Origin of the sequence: Pseudomonas sp. CBS (assembly GCF_024734645.1) — a bacterium.
Taxonomy (GTDB): Bacteria; Pseudomonadota; Gammaproteobacteria; order Pseudomonadales; family Pseudomonadaceae; genus Aquipseudomonas.
Map to the genome: position 1 here is coordinate 6901425 of NZ_CP102929.1, position 16460 is coordinate 6917884.

At 61.2% G+C, this 16460-nt stretch carries 11 protein-coding genes and 2 pseudogenes; 7 read left to right on the forward strand and 6 right to left on the reverse strand.

Annotation, left to right across the window (positions count from 1 at the left end):
- Positions 1–33: 33 nt before the first annotated feature.
- The 3 genes from NVB75_RS31600 to NVB75_RS31610 all read right to left on the reverse strand — a co-directional run bounded on the left by NVB75_RS31600 (position 34) and on the right by NVB75_RS31610 (position 4301).
- Positions 34–1554 carry a glycosyltransferase family 39 protein gene (locus tag NVB75_RS31600; RefSeq protein ID WP_258344860.1) on the reverse strand — a complete coding sequence of 507 codons (1521 nt, stop codon included), beginning with the start codon at positions 1552–1554 and terminating at the stop codon, positions 34–36.
- 59 nt (positions 1555–1613) lie between these two features.
- Positions 1614–3269, reverse strand: coding sequence for a lipid IV(A) 4-amino-4-deoxy-L-arabinosyltransferase (gene arnT / locus NVB75_RS31605; protein ID WP_258344861.1), 1656 nt, complete (start codon positions 3267–3269; stop codon positions 1614–1616).
- A gap of 348 nt (positions 3270–3617) precedes the next feature.
- On the reverse strand, positions 3618–4301 hold the full coding sequence (locus NVB75_RS31610; RefSeq protein ID WP_258344862.1) for a histidine phosphatase family protein: 684 nt from the start codon (positions 4299–4301) through the stop codon (positions 3618–3620).
- 346 nt (positions 4302–4647) lie between these two features.
- Here NVB75_RS31610 and NVB75_RS31615 point away from each other — a divergent pair, with 346 nt between their 5' ends.
- The 6 genes and pseudogenes from NVB75_RS31615 to NVB75_RS31640 all read left to right on the forward strand — a co-directional run bounded on the left by NVB75_RS31615 (position 4648) and on the right by NVB75_RS31640 (position 11492).
- Positions 4648–5316 carry an ABC transporter ATP-binding protein gene (locus NVB75_RS31615; RefSeq protein WP_258344863.1) on the forward strand — a complete coding sequence of 223 codons (669 nt, stop codon included), beginning with the start codon at positions 4648–4650 and terminating at the stop codon, positions 5314–5316.
- A gap of 1 nt (position 5317) precedes the next feature.
- Positions 5318–7792: an FtsX-like permease family protein gene (locus NVB75_RS31620; RefSeq protein WP_258344864.1), complete on the forward strand. Its 2475-nt coding sequence runs from the start codon at positions 5318–5320 to the stop codon at positions 7790–7792.
- Positions 7782–8846, forward strand: coding sequence for a lipocalin-like domain-containing protein (locus NVB75_RS31625; protein ID WP_258344865.1), 1065 nt, complete (start codon positions 7782–7784; stop codon positions 8844–8846). Before NVB75_RS31620 ends, NVB75_RS31625 begins: the two co-directional genes overlap by 11 nt.
- A gap of 219 nt (positions 8847–9065) precedes the next feature.
- Positions 9066–9569, forward strand: a pseudogene (locus NVB75_RS31630) (hypothetical protein); the annotation flags it as partial.
- On the forward strand, positions 9566–9934 hold the full coding sequence (locus NVB75_RS31635) for a hypothetical protein (RefSeq protein ID WP_258344866.1): 369 nt from the start codon (positions 9566–9568) through the stop codon (positions 9932–9934). The pseudogene NVB75_RS31630 and the gene NVB75_RS31635, both read left to right, overlap by 4 nt.
- 112 nt (positions 9935–10046) lie before the next feature.
- Positions 10047–11492 carry a hypothetical protein gene (locus NVB75_RS31640; RefSeq protein WP_258344867.1) on the forward strand — a complete coding sequence of 482 codons (1446 nt, stop codon included), beginning with the start codon at positions 10047–10049 and terminating at the stop codon, positions 11490–11492.
- A gap of 54 nt (positions 11493–11546) precedes the next feature.
- Here NVB75_RS31640 and NVB75_RS31645 read toward each other — a convergent pair whose 3' ends face one another.
- The 3 genes and pseudogenes from NVB75_RS31645 to NVB75_RS31655 all read right to left on the reverse strand — a co-directional run bounded on the left by NVB75_RS31645 (position 11547) and on the right by NVB75_RS31655 (position 15654).
- Positions 11547–12644, reverse strand: coding sequence for an SMP-30/gluconolactonase/LRE family protein (locus tag NVB75_RS31645; RefSeq protein ID WP_258344868.1), 1098 nt, complete (start codon positions 12642–12644; stop codon positions 11547–11549).
- Positions 12641–13318 (reverse strand): annotated as a pseudogene (locus tag NVB75_RS31650) (sterol desaturase family protein). The gene NVB75_RS31645 and the pseudogene NVB75_RS31650 overlap by 4 nt, the downstream one beginning before the upstream one ends.
- A gap of 932 nt (positions 13319–14250) precedes the next feature.
- Positions 14251–15654, reverse strand: a complete 1404-nt coding sequence (locus tag NVB75_RS31655) for a PLP-dependent aminotransferase family protein (protein ID WP_258344869.1) — start codon at positions 15652–15654, stop codon at positions 14251–14253.
- Between the two features lie 130 nt (positions 15655–15784).
- Here NVB75_RS31655 and NVB75_RS31660 point away from each other — a divergent pair, with 130 nt between their 5' ends.
- Positions 15785–16420, forward strand: coding sequence for a LysE family translocator (locus tag NVB75_RS31660; RefSeq protein WP_258344870.1), 636 nt, complete (start codon positions 15785–15787; stop codon positions 16418–16420).
- Positions 16421–16460: the final 40 nt, after the last annotated feature.

A 16460-nucleotide genomic window follows, 5' to 3' on the forward strand; every position in this document is an offset into this window, starting at 1 on the left:
CACACTAGCAATGCCCGGCCCATGCCGCCAGTGCTACGGCGCGGCGTTGGGCACAAACGCCACGCTGCCACCGTCACGCTTGTGGAACAACCGTTCGCCGTTGTCCGGCTGGGTCGTGATGACCTGATGATCGTTGCCCAGATAGGCCAGCGGCGTCGGGTCATCCTTGGTGTACTGCGTGATAATAATCGTGCGCTTGGGATCAAAGGGGCGGCCGCTGGTTTTTTCCAGCCAGGCCATGAACGCCGCACTGTCGCCCTGGCGCGGATAATCCTGGGTTTCGGCCACGTAGTAGAACGGCGCGCCGTGATTTTGCAGGTACATCGGCACCTTGTTATCGACTTCCACCATCACCATCTGCCACTCGTTCCATGGCGCGCTTTTCACCGCCTGCGCCTGAACGTCATCGGCAAAACGGGTCACGCCACCGTTGCCATTGGTCCACGGATACACCACCCCGAGCACCAGCAGCATCACCCCGGCGGCGATGCCGAACCCGCGGTACCAACCGCGGCCGACCGTGCCGTTGCGGGCGATACGCTCACTGACCCACCACGCCGCCAGCAACTGCGCGAACGGCACCAGCGGCAGCACGTAGTAACTGCGTCGGCTGCCACTGGCGGTGAAGAATACAAACAGCAGGCCCAGGCCCCAGACCAGCCAGCGGGTGTTGGGCGGGGTATCGCGCCAATGCCGCACGGCGAGCCACAGGCCGAGGACCCAGCACGGGGCCCATGGCAAGGTGTAGGCCGGGAGGTAGATCAGGTAGGTGTAGATCGGCCCCATATGGTCGAACGGGTCGAAGAAGCGCACCACGTTTTCCCGGAACACCAGTTCCAGGCCGCTTTCACCGTAGGTCGGTGCGCCGTAGAGATGGGACAGTACAAACGGAATCCCATAGAACGCCCCGGCGATAACCACGGCCAACACCAGCCGCAGATTGAGATGACGCTTGTAGCGCTGTTCGCTGAGCAAGTGCGGCAACAGCACCAGGCCCGGCAGTACAAAGCCGATCAACCCCTTGAACAGCGATGTCGCCGCCAGCAACAGGAAGAACACCGTGTAGCGTCCCAGGCGCGTGTCGTCCGGCCCGCGCCAATACCACCAGACGGCCGCCAGCACGCCGCACACGGTCAGCACGTCCGCTGTGGCCACACGGGCCCAGAAGATGAAGTAGAAGGTGGTCGCGAGCATCCAGCCGGCAATCAGGCCGGTGCCTTTACGGAACAGCTGCTCGCCGATCAGGTAGACCAGCCAGATGCTCAGCCACGCCGAGATCACTGATGACAAGCGCAACGACCACGGACCCAGGCCGCCCATCAGGTTGGCAAACCCGGTGATCAGCCAATACGACGGCAAGGGTTTGTCGTAGTACGGGGTGCCCTTGAGGTACGGGTCGAAGTAGTCGCCGCTTTGCAGCATCTGCAGGGTGATGTTCGCCCAGCGGGTTTCCGGGCCCCACAGGTCGCGGGCGCCCAGGCCCAGCAGCAGGATCACGGCGGACACGCCTAGGAGCAACAGCAGGGCGCCGCGTTCGGTTTTCCAGAACGTCATGGAGCGGTTCCGATGTGGGATGAGTGTTTAATGGGTCACCCCACATTAGTGCCGCTGTGTTACGGCAATGGCGGGTAGATGATGATCTCCAGGTCACCCTTGTAATAACGCTTGCCCCCCAGTGGCAGCTGACCGGCTTCGCGCATTTCGCTGGTGCTCCTGACCCGCATCAGCACGCCCACCGGGCCTTGCTGGCGCGCCTGCTTGAGCCAGGCTTGAACGCTGTCGAGATCCACCTTGCGGTGCATCGAGTCGGCGTATTGCAGGCCGTAGCGCAGTTCGCCTTCAGTGTTGTAGAGCGTCACTTCGGGCCGGCGCAGGCGCCATGCCAGGGCCGACGCCGATTCCAGTTCGTTGCTCAGCAGCGCTTGGGTCTGTTGCAGCTCGTCCAGGTGCTGGAGCACGAACTGGTCAGGCATCTGGTTATCTTCGACCACCGCCGGCATGCCGGCGGGCAACAGCGCCACCAGCAGGCCAATGCCCAAGGCCGGCATCGCCCACAGCGCCAGCGGGCGGGACGCTTGCAGCAGGTTGGCGAGCATCCAGCCCATCAGCACGATGAACGTCAGGGACAGGTTGAACATCTCGCTGTGGCTGTTGCCGTACAACGGCCGGTCGATTTGCAGGTAGATCAGCGTCACCATCGCCGCGAGGCCTATGCCCAGGTTGAGCAGGCCATTGACGCGCAGCGTGCGGGTGCGGGCGTTGGCCAGCAGGTCGATCAAGGCATGGCCCATCAGCAGCGCCAGCGGCAGCAGGCACGGCATGATGTAGGTCGGCAACTTGCCGTTGCTCAGGCTGAAAAAGCCCAGGGGCAGCAGCATCCACAGCGCGAGGAAGACGATGGCCGGTTGGCCTTTGTCCTTCCAGGCCTTGCACAGCGTTGCTGGCAGCAGCGCTGCCCACGGCAGGCACGACACCACCATCAGCGGCAGGTAGAACCACCACGGCCGGGCATGTTGGGCGTTGTCGGAGGCAAACCGGCGGATATGTTCGTGCCAGAAAAAGAAGCGCCAGAAGTCCGGCTCCTGCAGGTGGACCGTGAGCGCCCAGGGCAGGCACACCACGACCGCCACCAGAATCGCCAGCGGGCCGTAGCGCAGCAGTTCGCCCAGGCGACGCTGCCAGAGCATGTAAGGCAGGGCGATCAATACCGGCAGCAGCCACGCGAGGAAGCCCTTGGTCATGAAGCCCATGCCGCAGGCCACACCCAATAAGGTCCAACTGGCGAGGCGGGTACGGGGGTTGGCACTGTCGAGGGCAAACCACAGGGCCACGAGGCTCAGGTTGACCCAGAAGGTGAATTGCGGATCCAGGTTGGAGTAACCGGCCTGCCCGGCGACGAGGCCGAAGCTCATATACAGCAGTGCGCAGGCAAAACTCTTGCGCGGGTCGTTCCACAGCCGGCGGGCGATCAGGTAGGCGAGCATGACGCTCAGGCCCGTGGTCAGGGCGGAGGCGATGCGTACACCGAACAGGTTTTCACCGAATATCGCCTGGCCCAGCGCGATCAGCCAGTAGCCGGCGGCGGGTTTTTCGAAATAGCGCACGCCCATGAAGTGCGGTGCTACCCAGTTGCCGCTCATGATCATTTCCTGGCTGATCTGGGCGTAGCGGGTTTCGTCAGGAATCCATAGGCCATGCAGGCCCAGTGGCAGCAGATAGAACATCACGAATGCCAGTAGCAATACGGGCAATGGTTTAAGGCGGGTCATGAATATTGCACTCTCAAGCGGTATTGACGGTAGATCAGCGCGAGCGCTGGATCAGCCATGCGCGAGGGGTGGAGCGTGGTCCTGGTCGGGTAAAAATGCGGCACAGAACGTTATTCCTTAAACAGTCTGTTAGTGGGGGCGGAGTTGAATGTCTGTGTGCCCCAGTCAAGCTCGTTAAACGTTTAGCGTCCAATGAGTCATCGAACGTCATCACTATGTTGTTAATGTGTGAAAAGTTAGTTAGCTAAGGTTTTCTTCAAAAAAAGGCCAATTAAAACTGCAAAAGATGCCACGGTGTGGCTGTCTTTTTGCTGAACGAACTTGAATGATTAAATGTAAAAAACTGTTCTAAATTTGTTTAAGGGCGGCGGCCCAGTCCTTGCTGTTCATAATACCCAGTGCCTTGAACTTTCCATTGGGCAGAAGCTTTACAAACAACGCACTGCCGTACTCGGCATGGGCTGCGTGTGAGTAGCCCAGTGCTTCCTCGAAGTCGCTGATGCAGGCGCTGTGGGTGACCACCAGCAGGTTGCGATCCGCGTGTTTGTGCGGACGCAGTTCCTCGCCGATGGCAGGGCCGCAGATGGCCAGCGGGCCGGGTGACAATTCGGCCTTGCCGAACATGAACAGCGAGGTCTGCGCGGTGCGGGTGGTAGGGCTGCTCAGTACGTCGGTGTTTTCCATGCCCAGTGTCTGAAAGGCTCTACCCACCGCGCTGGCCGACAATGATCCGAGAGTGGTCAAGCCGTCGGCCGGGCCCAGGCAGGGGTTGTTGGAACGGTCACAGCGTTCTTCATGACGCACCAGCACTACCAGGTCACCGTTGCGCCAGGCTTCCAGGGCGCCGGAGGTGAGCAGGCGATGACCCACGCCCAAGTCCAGGGGCGATCTTGGCCACCAGATAAATGCTGTTATAGCGAGGCTGACCATCACAGTACCGGCCACGCCAAGCCAGAGCTTGTTCAGCTGTTTTACAAATGCCCAGCGCGAGCGAGACTTGCTCAGAGTCAGGTCAACCACACTATTCACCATAGGTAACTTCCAGGCGTAATCCAGTAACCGGCAGCGGCAAGTTAGACAGGGCGCCAAGTGAAGGGCGCTTATGCAGGAATGTGCAAAAGCGTGTCATAGGGGCGCTGTCTTTTTGCTGAACATACCGATATAAAAATTTATTCACTTGCACTAACGGGCGTTTGAAAACAACCGGCCTGTTATCTGCTCGTGGGCGGCAATTTAAAGTTCGGCAAGTGGCAGCCGGGTGAAATCAATGTGAAAAATTTGCAGCGGGTCATGGGCGCTCCTTTTGCCCACGGTTGTGACATAAAAATGTGACAACCGTTATTCTCGTCCTCAATCCAGAGGCAAGTGGGGAAGGGTGATGCTGCAGGTACAAGGGGTGTTTAAAAGCTATGGCACGCCGCAGGGGCCTTTGGCCGTGCTGGCGGGTGTCGACCTTTACCTGGGGGCGCGCAGCAGCCTGGCGTTGATGGGTGAGTCCGGCAGTGGCAAAAGCACGCTGCTGCATCTGGTGGCCGGGCTCGACCAGGTCGACCGTGGCAGCATCGAGGTCGGCGGTCAGCGCCTGGACCAGATGAGCGAAGCGCAGTTGGCCCACTGGCGTCGCACCGAGATCGGCCTGGTGTTCCAGCAGTTCAACCTGATCGGCAGCTTGCGGGTGGAAGACAACCTGGCATTCCAGGCGCGCCTGGCCGGGCGCCTTGATCCGGCATGGCAAGCACAGTTGGTGGAACGCCTGGGCCTGGGAGATTTGCTCAAGCGTTATCCCGAACAACTGTCCGGCGGCCAGCAGCAACGGGTGGCGGTAGGGCGAGCCCTGGCGTCGCGGCCTGGCTTGTTACTGGCAGACGAGCCCACCGGCAACCTCGACGAAGCCACCAGCGACGAAGTGCTGCAACTGCTGCTGGACCTGCTGCGGGACAGCCCTACCAGTTTGTTGATGGTCACCCACAGTCCGCGCATCGCGGCGCGCCTGGACCAGCAGGTGGTGCTGCACCGCGGCCAGGTACTCGCCGCGGATGCCCGCTGAAATGCGTGTCTTCTATTGGACACTCCGCGCGTTGCTCAGCCATTGGCGTCGCCACCCGGTGCAGTTTTTCAGCGTGCTCACCGGTCTGTGGCTGGCCACCGCGCTGTTGACTGGCGTGCAAGCCCTCAACAGCCAGGCGCGGGACAGCTACGCCCGCGCCAGCCAACTGATCGGCGGCGAACCCCAGGCCAGCCTCGGTGCGCCGGACGGTGCCAGTTTCCCCCAGGCGCTATTTGCCGAGTTGCGTCGCGCGGGTTGGCCGGTGTCGCCGGTGGTACAGGGCCGGGTGACGCTCAAGGGCCATGAAGACCAGCGCCTGCAAGTGATGGGCATCGACCCGGTGTCGCTGCCCGGCGGCGGTGCGGTGGCCGGCCAGGCCCTGGACCGGGCGCAGATGGTCGCGTTCTTCAACCCGCCGGGACGTACCTGGATTGCACCGCAGACCTTGCAGGCGCTGGGCCTGAAAGAAGGTGACCAGCCGCTGACGGTCGCCGGGCTGGCGCTGCCGCCCCTGCATGTACAACCGGACATGGCTCCAGGACTGTTACTGACTGACATTGGCTTCGCCCAACCACTGCTGGACATGCCCCAACGCTTGTCGCGGCTGTTGCTCGACAAGGCCTTCGCTGCCGCGCATCCCGCCTTGCCACCTGAATTGGGCGCGCAACTGCAGCTCAAGCAGGCCGAGGAGAACAACCTCGCGCGCCTCACTGAAAGCTTCCACCTGAACCTCGATGCACTGGGCTTTTTGTCCTTTGTGGTGGGGCTGTTTATCGTGCATGCCGCCATCGGCCTGGCCCTGGAACAACGGCGCGGCCTGCTGCGAACCTTGCGTGCGTGTGGGGTCAGCGCGCGGATGCTGATCCTCAGCCTGGCGGTGGAACTCGGTGGCATGGCCGTGCTGGGTGGCCTGGTGGGCGTGGCCAGCGGGTACCTGCTGGCCAGCCTGTTGCTGCCGGACGTGGCCGCCAGCTTGCGCGGCTTGTACGGCGCCGAAGTGCCCGGCCAACTGAGTCTTAGCCCGCTGTGGTGGCTCAGTGGCCTGGGCCTGGGTTTGCTTGGTGCGTTGCTCGCCGGGGCCAGCAGTTTGTGGCGGGCGGCGCGTTTGCCGTTGTTGGCGCTGGCCAATGCTCAGGCCTGGCATCAGGCCCATGGGCGCTGGCTGCGGCGTCAGGGCTGGGTGGCAGGCGCTGCCTTGCTGATCGCAATCCTGGCCCTGGTGTTTGGCGATAGCCTGGCCAGCGGTTTTGTCTTGATGGCGGCCTTGTTGCTGGGCGCGGCGCTGGGCTTGCCGGTGGTGCTCAATGGCGTGCTCAAAACGGTGCTGGGGCGCAGCCGTTCGGTGTTGGGGCAGTGGTTTCTCGCCGATTGCCGCCAGCAGTTGCCGGCCCTGAGCCTGGCGCTGATGGCCTTGCTGCTGGCGTTGGCCGCCAATATCGGCGCGGGCTCGATGACCTCGGGCTTTCGCCACACCTTCAACAACTGGCTGGAACAACGCCTGACCGCCGAGCTGTACCTCAACCCGCAAAACCCGGCCCAGGCCGACGCGCTGCAAACCTGGCTGGTGCAGCAGCCACTGGTGCAGGCGGTGCTGCCCACCTGGCAGGTTGCGGTGCAACTGCAAGGTTGGCCAGCGGACCTGTTCGGCGTGGTCGACGACCCTACTTATCGCCAGCATTGGCCGTTGCTGGAAGCGGCGACGGACCCGTGGGGCCAGTTGCTGCAGGACGACACCCTGATGCTCAGCGAGCAAATGGCGCGAAGGCTCAAGGTGCAGTTGGGCGATGTCATCAATATTCCCACGCCTGAAGGTCCATGGTCGCCCAAGGTGGTGGGGATTTACGCCGATTACGGCAACCCCAAAGGTCATTTGCTGGTGAACGCGCGGCACCTGTTGCAGCACTGGCCTGGATTATCACCGGCACGTTTCAACCTGCGAGTGTTGCCGGGTAACGTGCCAACGCTGGTGCGTGAAGTGCAGAATCGGTTTGCCCTGGAAGACAGCCGCATCGTCGACCAGCAGCAGCTCAAGGGCTGGTCGAGCCAGGTCTTCGAACGGACTTTTGCCGCCACCGCCGCCCTCAACAGCCTGACCCTGGGAGTCGCCGGTGTGGCGTTATTCATCAGCCTGCTGACCCAGAGCCAAAGCCGCCTCGGCCAGTTGGCGCCGTTGTGGGCGCTGGGCGTGACGCGCCGCCAATTGATGCTGCTCAACCTCGGCCAAACCTGGCTGCTGGCTGTGCTGACGCTGGTGCTGGCGCTGCCTTTGGGCTTGCTGCTGGCGTGGTGCCTGGATGTAGTGATCAACGTCCAGGCCTTCGGCTGGCGGCTGCCGTTGCAGGTATTCCCGTGGCAACTGGCGCAACTGCTGGGGCTGGCGATGTTGGCCACCTTGCTGGCATCGGCCTGGCCGCTGTGGCAGCTGTACCGCAGCCGCCCGGCGGATTTGCTGAGGACCTTTGCCAATGAAGATTAAGTGCCTGCTATGGGCGACGTTCCTGCTGCTGGGCGCCTGCGACAAACCGCCTGCGCCTGAAGAAAGCTTCGCCGGGCTGGGCAGCCAGGCGGCGGACTTTGCCCAAGTGGTGCCCGGTAAAGTCTTCAGCTTTCCCGAGGACCACGGCCCCCATGACGGCTATCGCATCGAATGGTGGTACCTCACCGCCAACCTCAAGGATGCCGAGGGCAATGCCTACGGCGTGCAATGGACACTGTTTCGCAACGCCCTCAAGGCCGGGCCGACGCTCCCGGGCTGGCACGACTCGACGATCTGGCTCGGCCACGCCGCCGTCACCTCGGCCACCCGCCATTACGCCGCCGAACGCTATGCCCGGGGCGGCGTGGGCCAGGCGGGCGCCCAGGCGGTGCCATTCAATGCCTGGATCGATGACTGGAATTTCGCCACCCGCCCCGGTGCTGCCAGCCCCCTGGCGGACATGCAGTTGAAGGCCGCCGGCGAGCATTTCAACTACGACCTGCACCTGACCTCCAGCCGCCCGCTGGTGCTCCAGGGCGATAACGGCTACAGCCGCAAGTCCGACCAGGGCCAGGCGTCGTACTACTACAGCCAGCCGTTTTTCCAGGCGGATGGACGCGTGAACATCGATGGAAAATCTTACCAAGTCACCGGCACCGCCTGGCTCGACCGCGAATGGAGCAGCCAGCCCCTGACCGCCAGCCAGACTGGCTGGGACTGGTTCTCCCTGCACCTGGACAGCGGCGAGCAGCTGATGCTGTTTCGGGTGCGGCAGACAGACGGACCGTCCTACCTGACCGGCACCTGGATCGACAAAGAGGGCCACACACAGACCCTGCACAACCAGGATATTCAACTGATGCCGCTGGGCACGACCGCGATCGATGGGCGCAGTATTCCCACCCAGTGGTCATTGAAGATCCCGGGCAAACATCTGGATATCACCACGGAAGCGGTCAACCCGAAAGCCTGGATGAACCTGAGCATTCCTTACTGGGAAGGGCCGGTGAGATTTCAGGGTGGGGTGGGGTATCTGGAGATGACGGGGTATTGAGTCCGATGCTTTTTGTAGGCCTTGATTACCTGCCAGGTAGGTGATTTCCCAAATGTAATTTCAGCCGTCCCAGGCTTGTGTCCGGGCTGTGTCAGCCTGCTTATATTCCTGCGCCATATTCATTACATCAGGGATGTAAGTGATGGCGCAGGGATACATCAATGACCGCACCACGGACTACCTCAGTTTGAAATCCCGGCTATTGGCTGGGTCCAGCCGGAATCTCAACTGCGAGGCGCGGCGCGATTTGGCACGAGCCTGAAAACCAATAAGTCACTGAAAAAAGTACTGGGTATTTCCACCAAGAGTTATCTGCACAAGAGTGAAATCGTGGGCTATACGCAGCGGGTTCGCAGCATTGCCGAGACTTCGAAGTTTTTGGGCAAGGGGACGTATGTGGGGTTGGCGTTGGATGTGGGTGTGGCGGGGTTGGAGATCAAGGAAGCATGCATGGCGGGGCGGGGGGCGATGTGTAGGCAGGCGAAGTATGTGGAGGGTGGGAAGTTGGTGGGTGGGGTGGGTGGGGCCGCGGGTGGAGGGGTATTGGGCGCAAAGGTGGCGCGTGGTTTGTGTAAATTAGTTTTGGGTATCGCTACCAAAGGAAAAGGTGAACTCGCTTGCGGGATTATTGGCGGTGTTGCGGGAGGGTATACCGGTGGAACCGTGGGAGGAGCGTTAGGAGAAATGGCCGGCGACTTATTCTATGAGGGCGAGGGCGCATGACTATTTCGTTGTACGGATTTAGCGTGATTTTATTGGGGGGATGGCCATTTATTTTTTTGGGCTTGAAGCTATTCGTCGAGTACAGAAAACTGGATGAACTGGAAAGCTACTTCATCGATAACGTTTTGGTCCGTGACAACAAACGGTTTTGGGGCAGAAACAAACTGATCGACAGATACAAGCGTTTGAGTCTGATTGTCGACTTTCTTTCACTGCCCAAGCTGCACATCAGAAGAGGAGACGTGACGGCGGCAGAGCTGGCGTCTGTTCCTCTGTCTCTCAAGCGCTGGGTGCTGTGGCCGTATCGTTTTGGAATGGTTGGATTTGTAGGTTCAGCGCTTTGGTACGTCTGGATGAAATGGTAGTTTTTTAAGAAAATACTGTACATACATACAGCATTATCCTACAGTCCATCCCAGGTGACCGGATGTCACCGGTCACCTGAGCTTCAATTTTTTAACTATGGATGGATAAAAAATGAAATCTAAAAAAGCCTTTGTATTGGGCGCGGCCATGATGGCTGCCAGCTTCGTTTCGGCCTTTGCCCTGGCCGAGCAATACCCTTCGACCGTCAGCCCACAGGCGGTCACGCCTGCATCGGGCTTCGACCTCAAGCCCGGCGGTACCCTTCAAGCCCAGCCGCTTTCCGAAGAACTCGCGAAGAAATTCAAGGACGCCCTGGCTGCGGGTACAACCCCGGTGCTCAAACCGGCCACCAGCAAAGCCGGCATCACTGAAACCGTGGTCAGCGAACCGAAGAAGCCCAGCCAGGGCAAGCTGAAAGCGGCCGCCGCCGATTTCGTTCCGCTGTTCCCGACCCTGGACATCAACACCCTCTACACCATCAGTGAAGTGCAGACCGGCCAGGAATTTCCCTACCACTTCAACCTGCCCCACAGCGCTCGCGTACTGGTGCAGTTGATCGGCCAGAGTGCGGGTGCCGATATGTCGTTGAGCCTGTTCCGGGATGACGGCCAAGGTGGCGATCCGGTGCTGCTGGCGACTTCCGATAACCCGGGCAATGCCGACGAATACATCAGCGGCATCCTGCCGGCGGGTGATTACTACTGGTACATGGTGGCGAACACGGCGAATAACGCGCAGTTCAGTTTTGGCGTAGCGGCAGACACCAACGTGGACGCCTATGAACCCAACGACACCGCGCAGACTGCCTTTGTGCTGCCGGATGCGCTGAACCAGGTGGTCGGTAATCTCGACAACGCCAATGATGTTGACTACTTCGACTTCAAGTCGGTGCGTGGCCAGAATGTCGCCCTGGCCCTGAAAGAGGACCGCGAAGGCACGCGTAACCAGTGGATCCTCGATCGTTTCGACGGCAGCAACTGGGTTGCCGTCCCGGCCGGTACCAGCGTGAGCCTGTCGGGCGCAGCGGGCTTTACCGCCAAGGTGCGGGTGCGAGCCAACACCGCCGTGGCGCAGGACCCAACTGCGCACTACAAGTTGACGCTGGGTTCCTTCCCACGTCTGAACAGCAACAGTGTGACCGGTGATAACATCGTCAGGATTCCGTTCTCGATGTCTTCGACCGCCACTCAGACCGCACGCCTGTTGAACTGGAGCACCCAGTGGTCGGATACCACTGGCGTACCATTGCCGGGCATCACCCCGGTGCTGCGGGTCGACAAGCGTTTCTATGACATCAACTATCACTGGGTTGATTACAAGGCCACGACCAACAGCGCCGGCGCATCTTCCGCGACAGCCACGCTGGGTACTTGCAACGGTGACTACCGCGCCATCTTCAACGACAGCAGCACCGGCGTGTCCTACAAGTGGGACACCACCTTCAACGAAGGCGGCTGGCGCATCGAGCTGGATGAGTTCCCCGGTGTTGGCGTAGGCGGCAGCAACGTGCAGTACGTCAGCCTGGGCCACATCTGCACCCAGACCATCGTTCACTGATGAGGTTGTTCAAGTAAGGCAAGGGGCAGTCCGCAAGGGCTGCCCCTTTTTGCGTTATTTCGCCAATGCCTGCTTGAGTGGCAAGCGTGCCATGCCTGTGTTGGTCAGCGAGCCCAGGTACAGCCAGTCGCCATACTCGCGGGCGGTGGTGATGGGCGAGTAATTACCGTTGCTGCCGTCCTGCAGGTTGGCGATCACCTTGCCGTTCACATCCAGCCCCAGCACAAAGGCCTTACGCTCGATGGGCTTGGGCACCACGATCAAAGCCCGCACCATGATCTTGCGCATCAGCGGGTAGCCGGCAAAACCGTCGAGCAACGGGTTGCGTGGTGAGTACAAGGCCACCCAGAAACGGTCCTGGCCGTTGAAGCTGAGGTTGTCTGGCAGGCCCGGCAAGTTGTCGATAAACAGGTCGTGGACGCCAGCCTTGTCACCCTTGAGCCAGTAGCGGCTGATGCGGTAGGCGCCGGTTTCGTTGACCAGCACATACTCTTCGTTGGGCCCCAGGGCCACGCCATTGGCGAACTGCAACTGGTCCAGCAGCACGTCGGTGTGGCCGTTGCTGAAGTCATAACGCAGCAACCGGCCATCGCCGCCGTGCTCGATCACCGCCTCGCCGTCTTCCCCGTAACCCCAGCGGCTGGACGCATCGCTGAAGTAGGCATAACGCCCGGCAGCGTCAATGGTGACGTCATCGGTAAAGCCAAACGGCAGGCCGGCAGCGCTGGTGGCGAGGGTCGTGAGGTTGTGCTGGCTGTCGAGGGCAAGCAGGCCCTTGATTCCGTCGGCGATGATCAGGCGCCCGTCAGGGTGCAGGGCCAGGCCCAGCGGGCGGCCATGGGTGTTGGTGAGTTCTTCGAGTATATGGCTTTCGGGCGCGGTGCGGATGATGCGCCCGTCATGCAGTCCGGTGATGAGAAAACCTTTGCCATCCAGCAATAGAGCTTCTGGCCCGGCAATGTCCTGGGCGCCGGTTCTTTTTACCGCCTTGAGGCGTTGGTTTTCGGCGTAGGGCCCGTCCTTCATGGACGGCGCCTTGGGCGGCGACCAGTTGACCGGTTGAACCCTGGTGGGCATCAGCAGCAGGAAGGCGACGATGGCGATCAGGATCAGCAGGGCGACGTGATGAACTTTCCTTGGGCGGGCGCTCATGACGACTCCTGGTTGTCGGTGTGGATGGGTTCCCAATGCAGGGTGCCGAACAGGTAGTCCATCAGCGGCAGGACGATATTGAAGTTGCGTCCTTGCATGAGTTCGCGACGGTGATGCAGGGCGTGCAGGTGGTGCATCTGGCGGATCCATGGCAGGCGGGCCACGGGGTGGTCGGGGGGCAGGTGTTCGCAGGCGTGGAAGAATTCATAGAGCAGGTAGCCGAGGATCATGCAGCCGGCGAACAGGCCGGCGACGTTGGGGTTGAGGTGTTTTAGCAGCCACCAGGCGGGGAGGGTCACGGCCAGGCTGTGGAGCAGGATGAGCCAGGCGGGGAACAGGATGACGCGCCAGTCTCGCGGGCTGTCGTAGGTCATGTGGCCTGGGGTGAAGAAGCTGTGGTGGTCGCCGGTGTGGCGGGCTTAGAACAGGCGGGCGAAGGGGTGTTTGTGGTGGCCCAGGTGGCGGTGGACGAGGTAGATGCACAGGTTGAAGAAGATCAGGGTGAGGGGGATGGTCAGCCATTCCAGGGGGTGGATTTGTTGGGTGGTGGACCAGAACAGGGTGATGCAGAGCAGGCCGTAGCCGAGGACGAAACCGGCGTGGAGCCATGGGTTGTAGTGGGGGGTGATGCTTGCGCGGTAGGCGGTGCGGAAGGCCTCGGTGGGGTGGGTCATTGGGGGGCGCTCGGTGTTGTTTTTGTTGGGGGGTGAGCTTAGTTGGGATTGGGGGGATTGCTTGGCTTCGCGGGCGGGTGGCCTGTGATTCGTGTGTACATATCCGTTTCTTCGGTCACGGCGGCTTATGGTTCCGCTCTTACAGCGGGTCACTTTTGGCAAACGCCCCAAAAGTAACCAAAAGGTCTTTGCCCCACCACTCGGTGCCTCGCCTAGGCTCGGCATGCCCGCACTCCGGCCCGGTTCCGCGGGCCGCCGCGACGGGCCATCCATGGCCCGGCGCGGCTAAATCGGCTTCCCTGCCGATTTACCCGCTCCACCGTGCCTGCTTGCGGCCATCGTGGTTGACGGGGCCCGCAGATCAAAATCAAAAGCAGATCAAAAGCAAGAGCACAGCGGCCTACAGGCCGGCTTGAGTGTTAAAAGCAGAGGCAAGATCTAGAGCGAAAGCAGAGCTGCTTTTCTGTGGGAGCGGGCTTGCTCGCGAAAAACCTGAGAGCGCCGCGTTCATTCAGAATGCCAGCGTCATCGTTAACGACCTTCGCGAGCAAGCCCGCTCCCACATTTTTGACCGTGCCCGCTTTAGATTTTGATTTTGCTTTTCAACACTCAAGCCGGCCGGTAGGCCGCTGTGCTTTTGATCTGCTTTTGATTTTGATCTTAGGCGCCCCGTTAAACCACGCTGGCCGAACGCAGGCTTTGGAGCGTGGGTAACCTGGCAGGACGCCAGGTTAGCCGTCCTGGGCCAGGGATGGCCCATGACGGCGGCCCACGGTCCAAAGCCGGAGTGAGGGCACACCGAGCCTAGGCGAGGTGCCGAGTGGTGGGGCAAGAGCGTTTTGCTTACTTTTGCGCTCTTCAAAAGTGAGCCGCTGTAAGAGCGGAACCAATACCAGCCATCACCCAAATAACGGATATACACCCCAACCAGCCTACACCTGCGACAGCAACAACCCCTCAAACTCAACCTGAACCCGCGCCTGATCACAATGCGCCACATTAAACCGCATAAAATCCCGCAACCCCGGCTCATACCCAAACAACGCCCCCGGCGCCAATACCATCCCGCGTTTCAACCCGGCTTCCGCCAAGCGCTCACCATTAACCCCCGCCGGCAACCGCGCCCAGATAAACATCCCCCCCTCAAACCCCATCGGCAACTCACACCCACAACGCCGCAGCCACTGTTCAACCCGCCCCCCAGCCTCCAGCAGCCGCTGAACCATGCGCTTGCGATGCCTGGCATACCCCCCCTCACTCAACAGCCGATACACAATCTGCTCAAACAACTCCGACGTAATCCCGCCGCTCATCAACTTCATATTGGTCAGATTCGCCGCCAACTGCGGCGCCGCCACCACATAACTGACCCGCGCATTCGCCGTCAGCACCTTCGAAAACCCCGACAGATACGTCACCTGCTCCAACCCCGCCAACGTCGCCAAACGCGGCGGCGGGTTAGGGTGCAGATCCCCGTAAAGATCATCCTCAACGATATGGCAGCGATACTCCCGAGCCAGCTGCAACAACCGAAACGCCTGGCTCGGACTAAACGAATGCCCGGTCGGGTTATGCAACACACTGGTGGTCAGATACAGACTGGGACGATGCTCCGCCAGCAACAGCTCAAGTGCGACAAAATCAAACCCGTCAGGCCGGCGCGCAATCGTCACCACCTTGACCCCATGCAACGCCAGGTTCGCGTGGAAGTTGAAGTAACACGGCGCATCCAGCAACACCGTGTCCCCGGGCCGTGCCAGCAGGCGCATGAGCATGTCCAGGCCTTGCACGGTGTTGGGCGTGGTGATGATCTGCTCCACCGGCACCGACAACCCTTCACCGTGCAGTTTCTGTTGCAACGCCTGGCGCAACAGCAGCAGGCCCGCCGGGGTGCCCAGCCCGGCGATGCGCAGCGTGGGAGCACGCACGGCGCTGCGCATGGCTTGGCGCAACACGTCGGAATCCAGCCAGTCTTCCGGCAGGTGGCCGCCGCCGGGGCGCAGGTCGCCCTGGGCCATGGCCAGGGGGCGGCGCAGTACGCTGAGCAGGTCCTGGGGCAGCAAGTCGACCCAGGTGCTGGACGACGGCTGCGCCAGGCTGCTGGCGACAAAGTGCCCGCGGCCCTGGCTGGAGGTCAGCAGATGGCGCCCGCGCAGGCGATCCAGCGCTTCATTCACGGTGAACTTTCCGACGCCCAGCAAGGCCCCCAACTCACGCACCGACGGCAGTTTGCTGCCGGCCGCCAGCTCGCCTTGCTCAATCGCATGGGCCAGGGCATCGACAATCTGCTGCACCTTCGGTGCTCGGTCATGTAAGTGAATCGCAGGAATGGGCATCACACTGTCCTTAAGTTTGCCGCCAACTTTACCGGTAAAGTCTGCGCTTATTTCCGCAGAGTTTACCTGCCTCAGGCGCCACGTGCGCCCTAGACTGCAAACCTTACTTTCTGCTGTGAAATTCCACGCCATGGCCACCGCACTGACGCTGTCTTCGTTTTTGTATTTTCTGCTGTTGTGCACCACCCTGGCGTTCAGTCCCGGACCCATGACCCTGTTGTTGCTCAGCCTCGGCCTGAAAGACGGCCTGCGCCGCTCTTTGCCGGCACAGTTCGGCGCGAGTGTGTCCTACCTGGTTTCGATCCTGATCTTTGCCGTGGGCTTTTCCGAACTGATCAAGGACTACCCGCTGATCACCCGAATCATCCAGGTGGTGGGCGTCGCCTACATCCTTTACCTGGCCTACAAGCAATGGACCAGCAGCGGAGTGACAATCAAGACCACCGACGCAACCCCGGAAAATGCCCGCAGCCTGTTCGGCAAAGGCCTGCTGACCGGGCTGTCGAATCCCAAGGCGATCATCCTGTTCAGTGCCGTATTCCCGCAGTTCGCCGCCATTGGCCAGGGCAGTGCGGCCGCCGACATCGCCATCCTCGGCCTGACTTTCCTGTTGCTGCAATTTGCCAGCGGTTGCCTGTATTGCTACTTCGGCCAGCGCATCAAGCACGTGTTGGAAAACCCCAAGCGCCGGGTGCTGTTGCAACGGGCTACGGCGGTGCTGCTGCTGGGTGTGGCGCTGATGTTGGCCCGGGGGTTTTCCAACTGATGGTCAGCTTATGAGCGGTAGTGGCGATCTGCCGTTGCCC

Bases quoted from the DNA above. Each gene is read 5' to 3' on its own strand.
- NVB75_RS31640 (WP_258344867.1), top strand. From the start codon at position 10,047: ATGAAATCTAAAAAAGCCTTTGTATTGGGCGCGGCCATGATGGCTGCC.
- NVB75_RS31625 (WP_258344865.1), top strand. From the start codon at position 7,782: ATGAAGATTAAGTGCCTGCTATGGGCGACGTTCCTGCTGCTGGGCGCC.
- arnT (WP_258344861.1), bottom strand. From the start codon at position 3,269: ATGACCCGCCTTAAACCATTGCCCGTATTGCTACTGGCATTCGTGATG.
- NVB75_RS31660 (WP_258344870.1), top strand. From the start codon at position 15,785: ATGGCCACCGCACTGACGCTGTCTTCGTTTTTGTATTTTCTGCTGTTG.
- NVB75_RS31615 (WP_258344863.1), top strand. From the start codon at position 4,648: ATGCTGCAGGTACAAGGGGTGTTTAAAAGCTATGGCACGCCGCAGGGG.
- NVB75_RS31600 (WP_258344860.1), bottom strand. From the start codon at position 1,554: ATGACGTTCTGGAAAACCGAACGCGGCGCCCTGCTGTTGCTCCTAGGC.
- NVB75_RS31635 (WP_258344866.1), top strand. From the start codon at position 9,566: ATGACTATTTCGTTGTACGGATTTAGCGTGATTTTATTGGGGGGATGG.
- NVB75_RS31620 (WP_258344864.1), top strand. From the start codon at position 5,318: ATGCGTGTCTTCTATTGGACACTCCGCGCGTTGCTCAGCCATTGGCGT.
- NVB75_RS31655 (WP_258344869.1), bottom strand. From the start codon at position 15,654: ATGCCCATTCCTGCGATTCACTTACATGACCGAGCACCGAAGGTGCAG.
- NVB75_RS31645 (WP_258344868.1), bottom strand. From the start codon at position 12,644: ATGAGCGCCCGCCCAAGGAAAGTTCATCACGTCGCCCTGCTGATCCTG.
- NVB75_RS31610 (WP_258344862.1), bottom strand. From the start codon at position 4,301: ATGGTGAATAGTGTGGTTGACCTGACTCTGAGCAAGTCTCGCTCGCGC.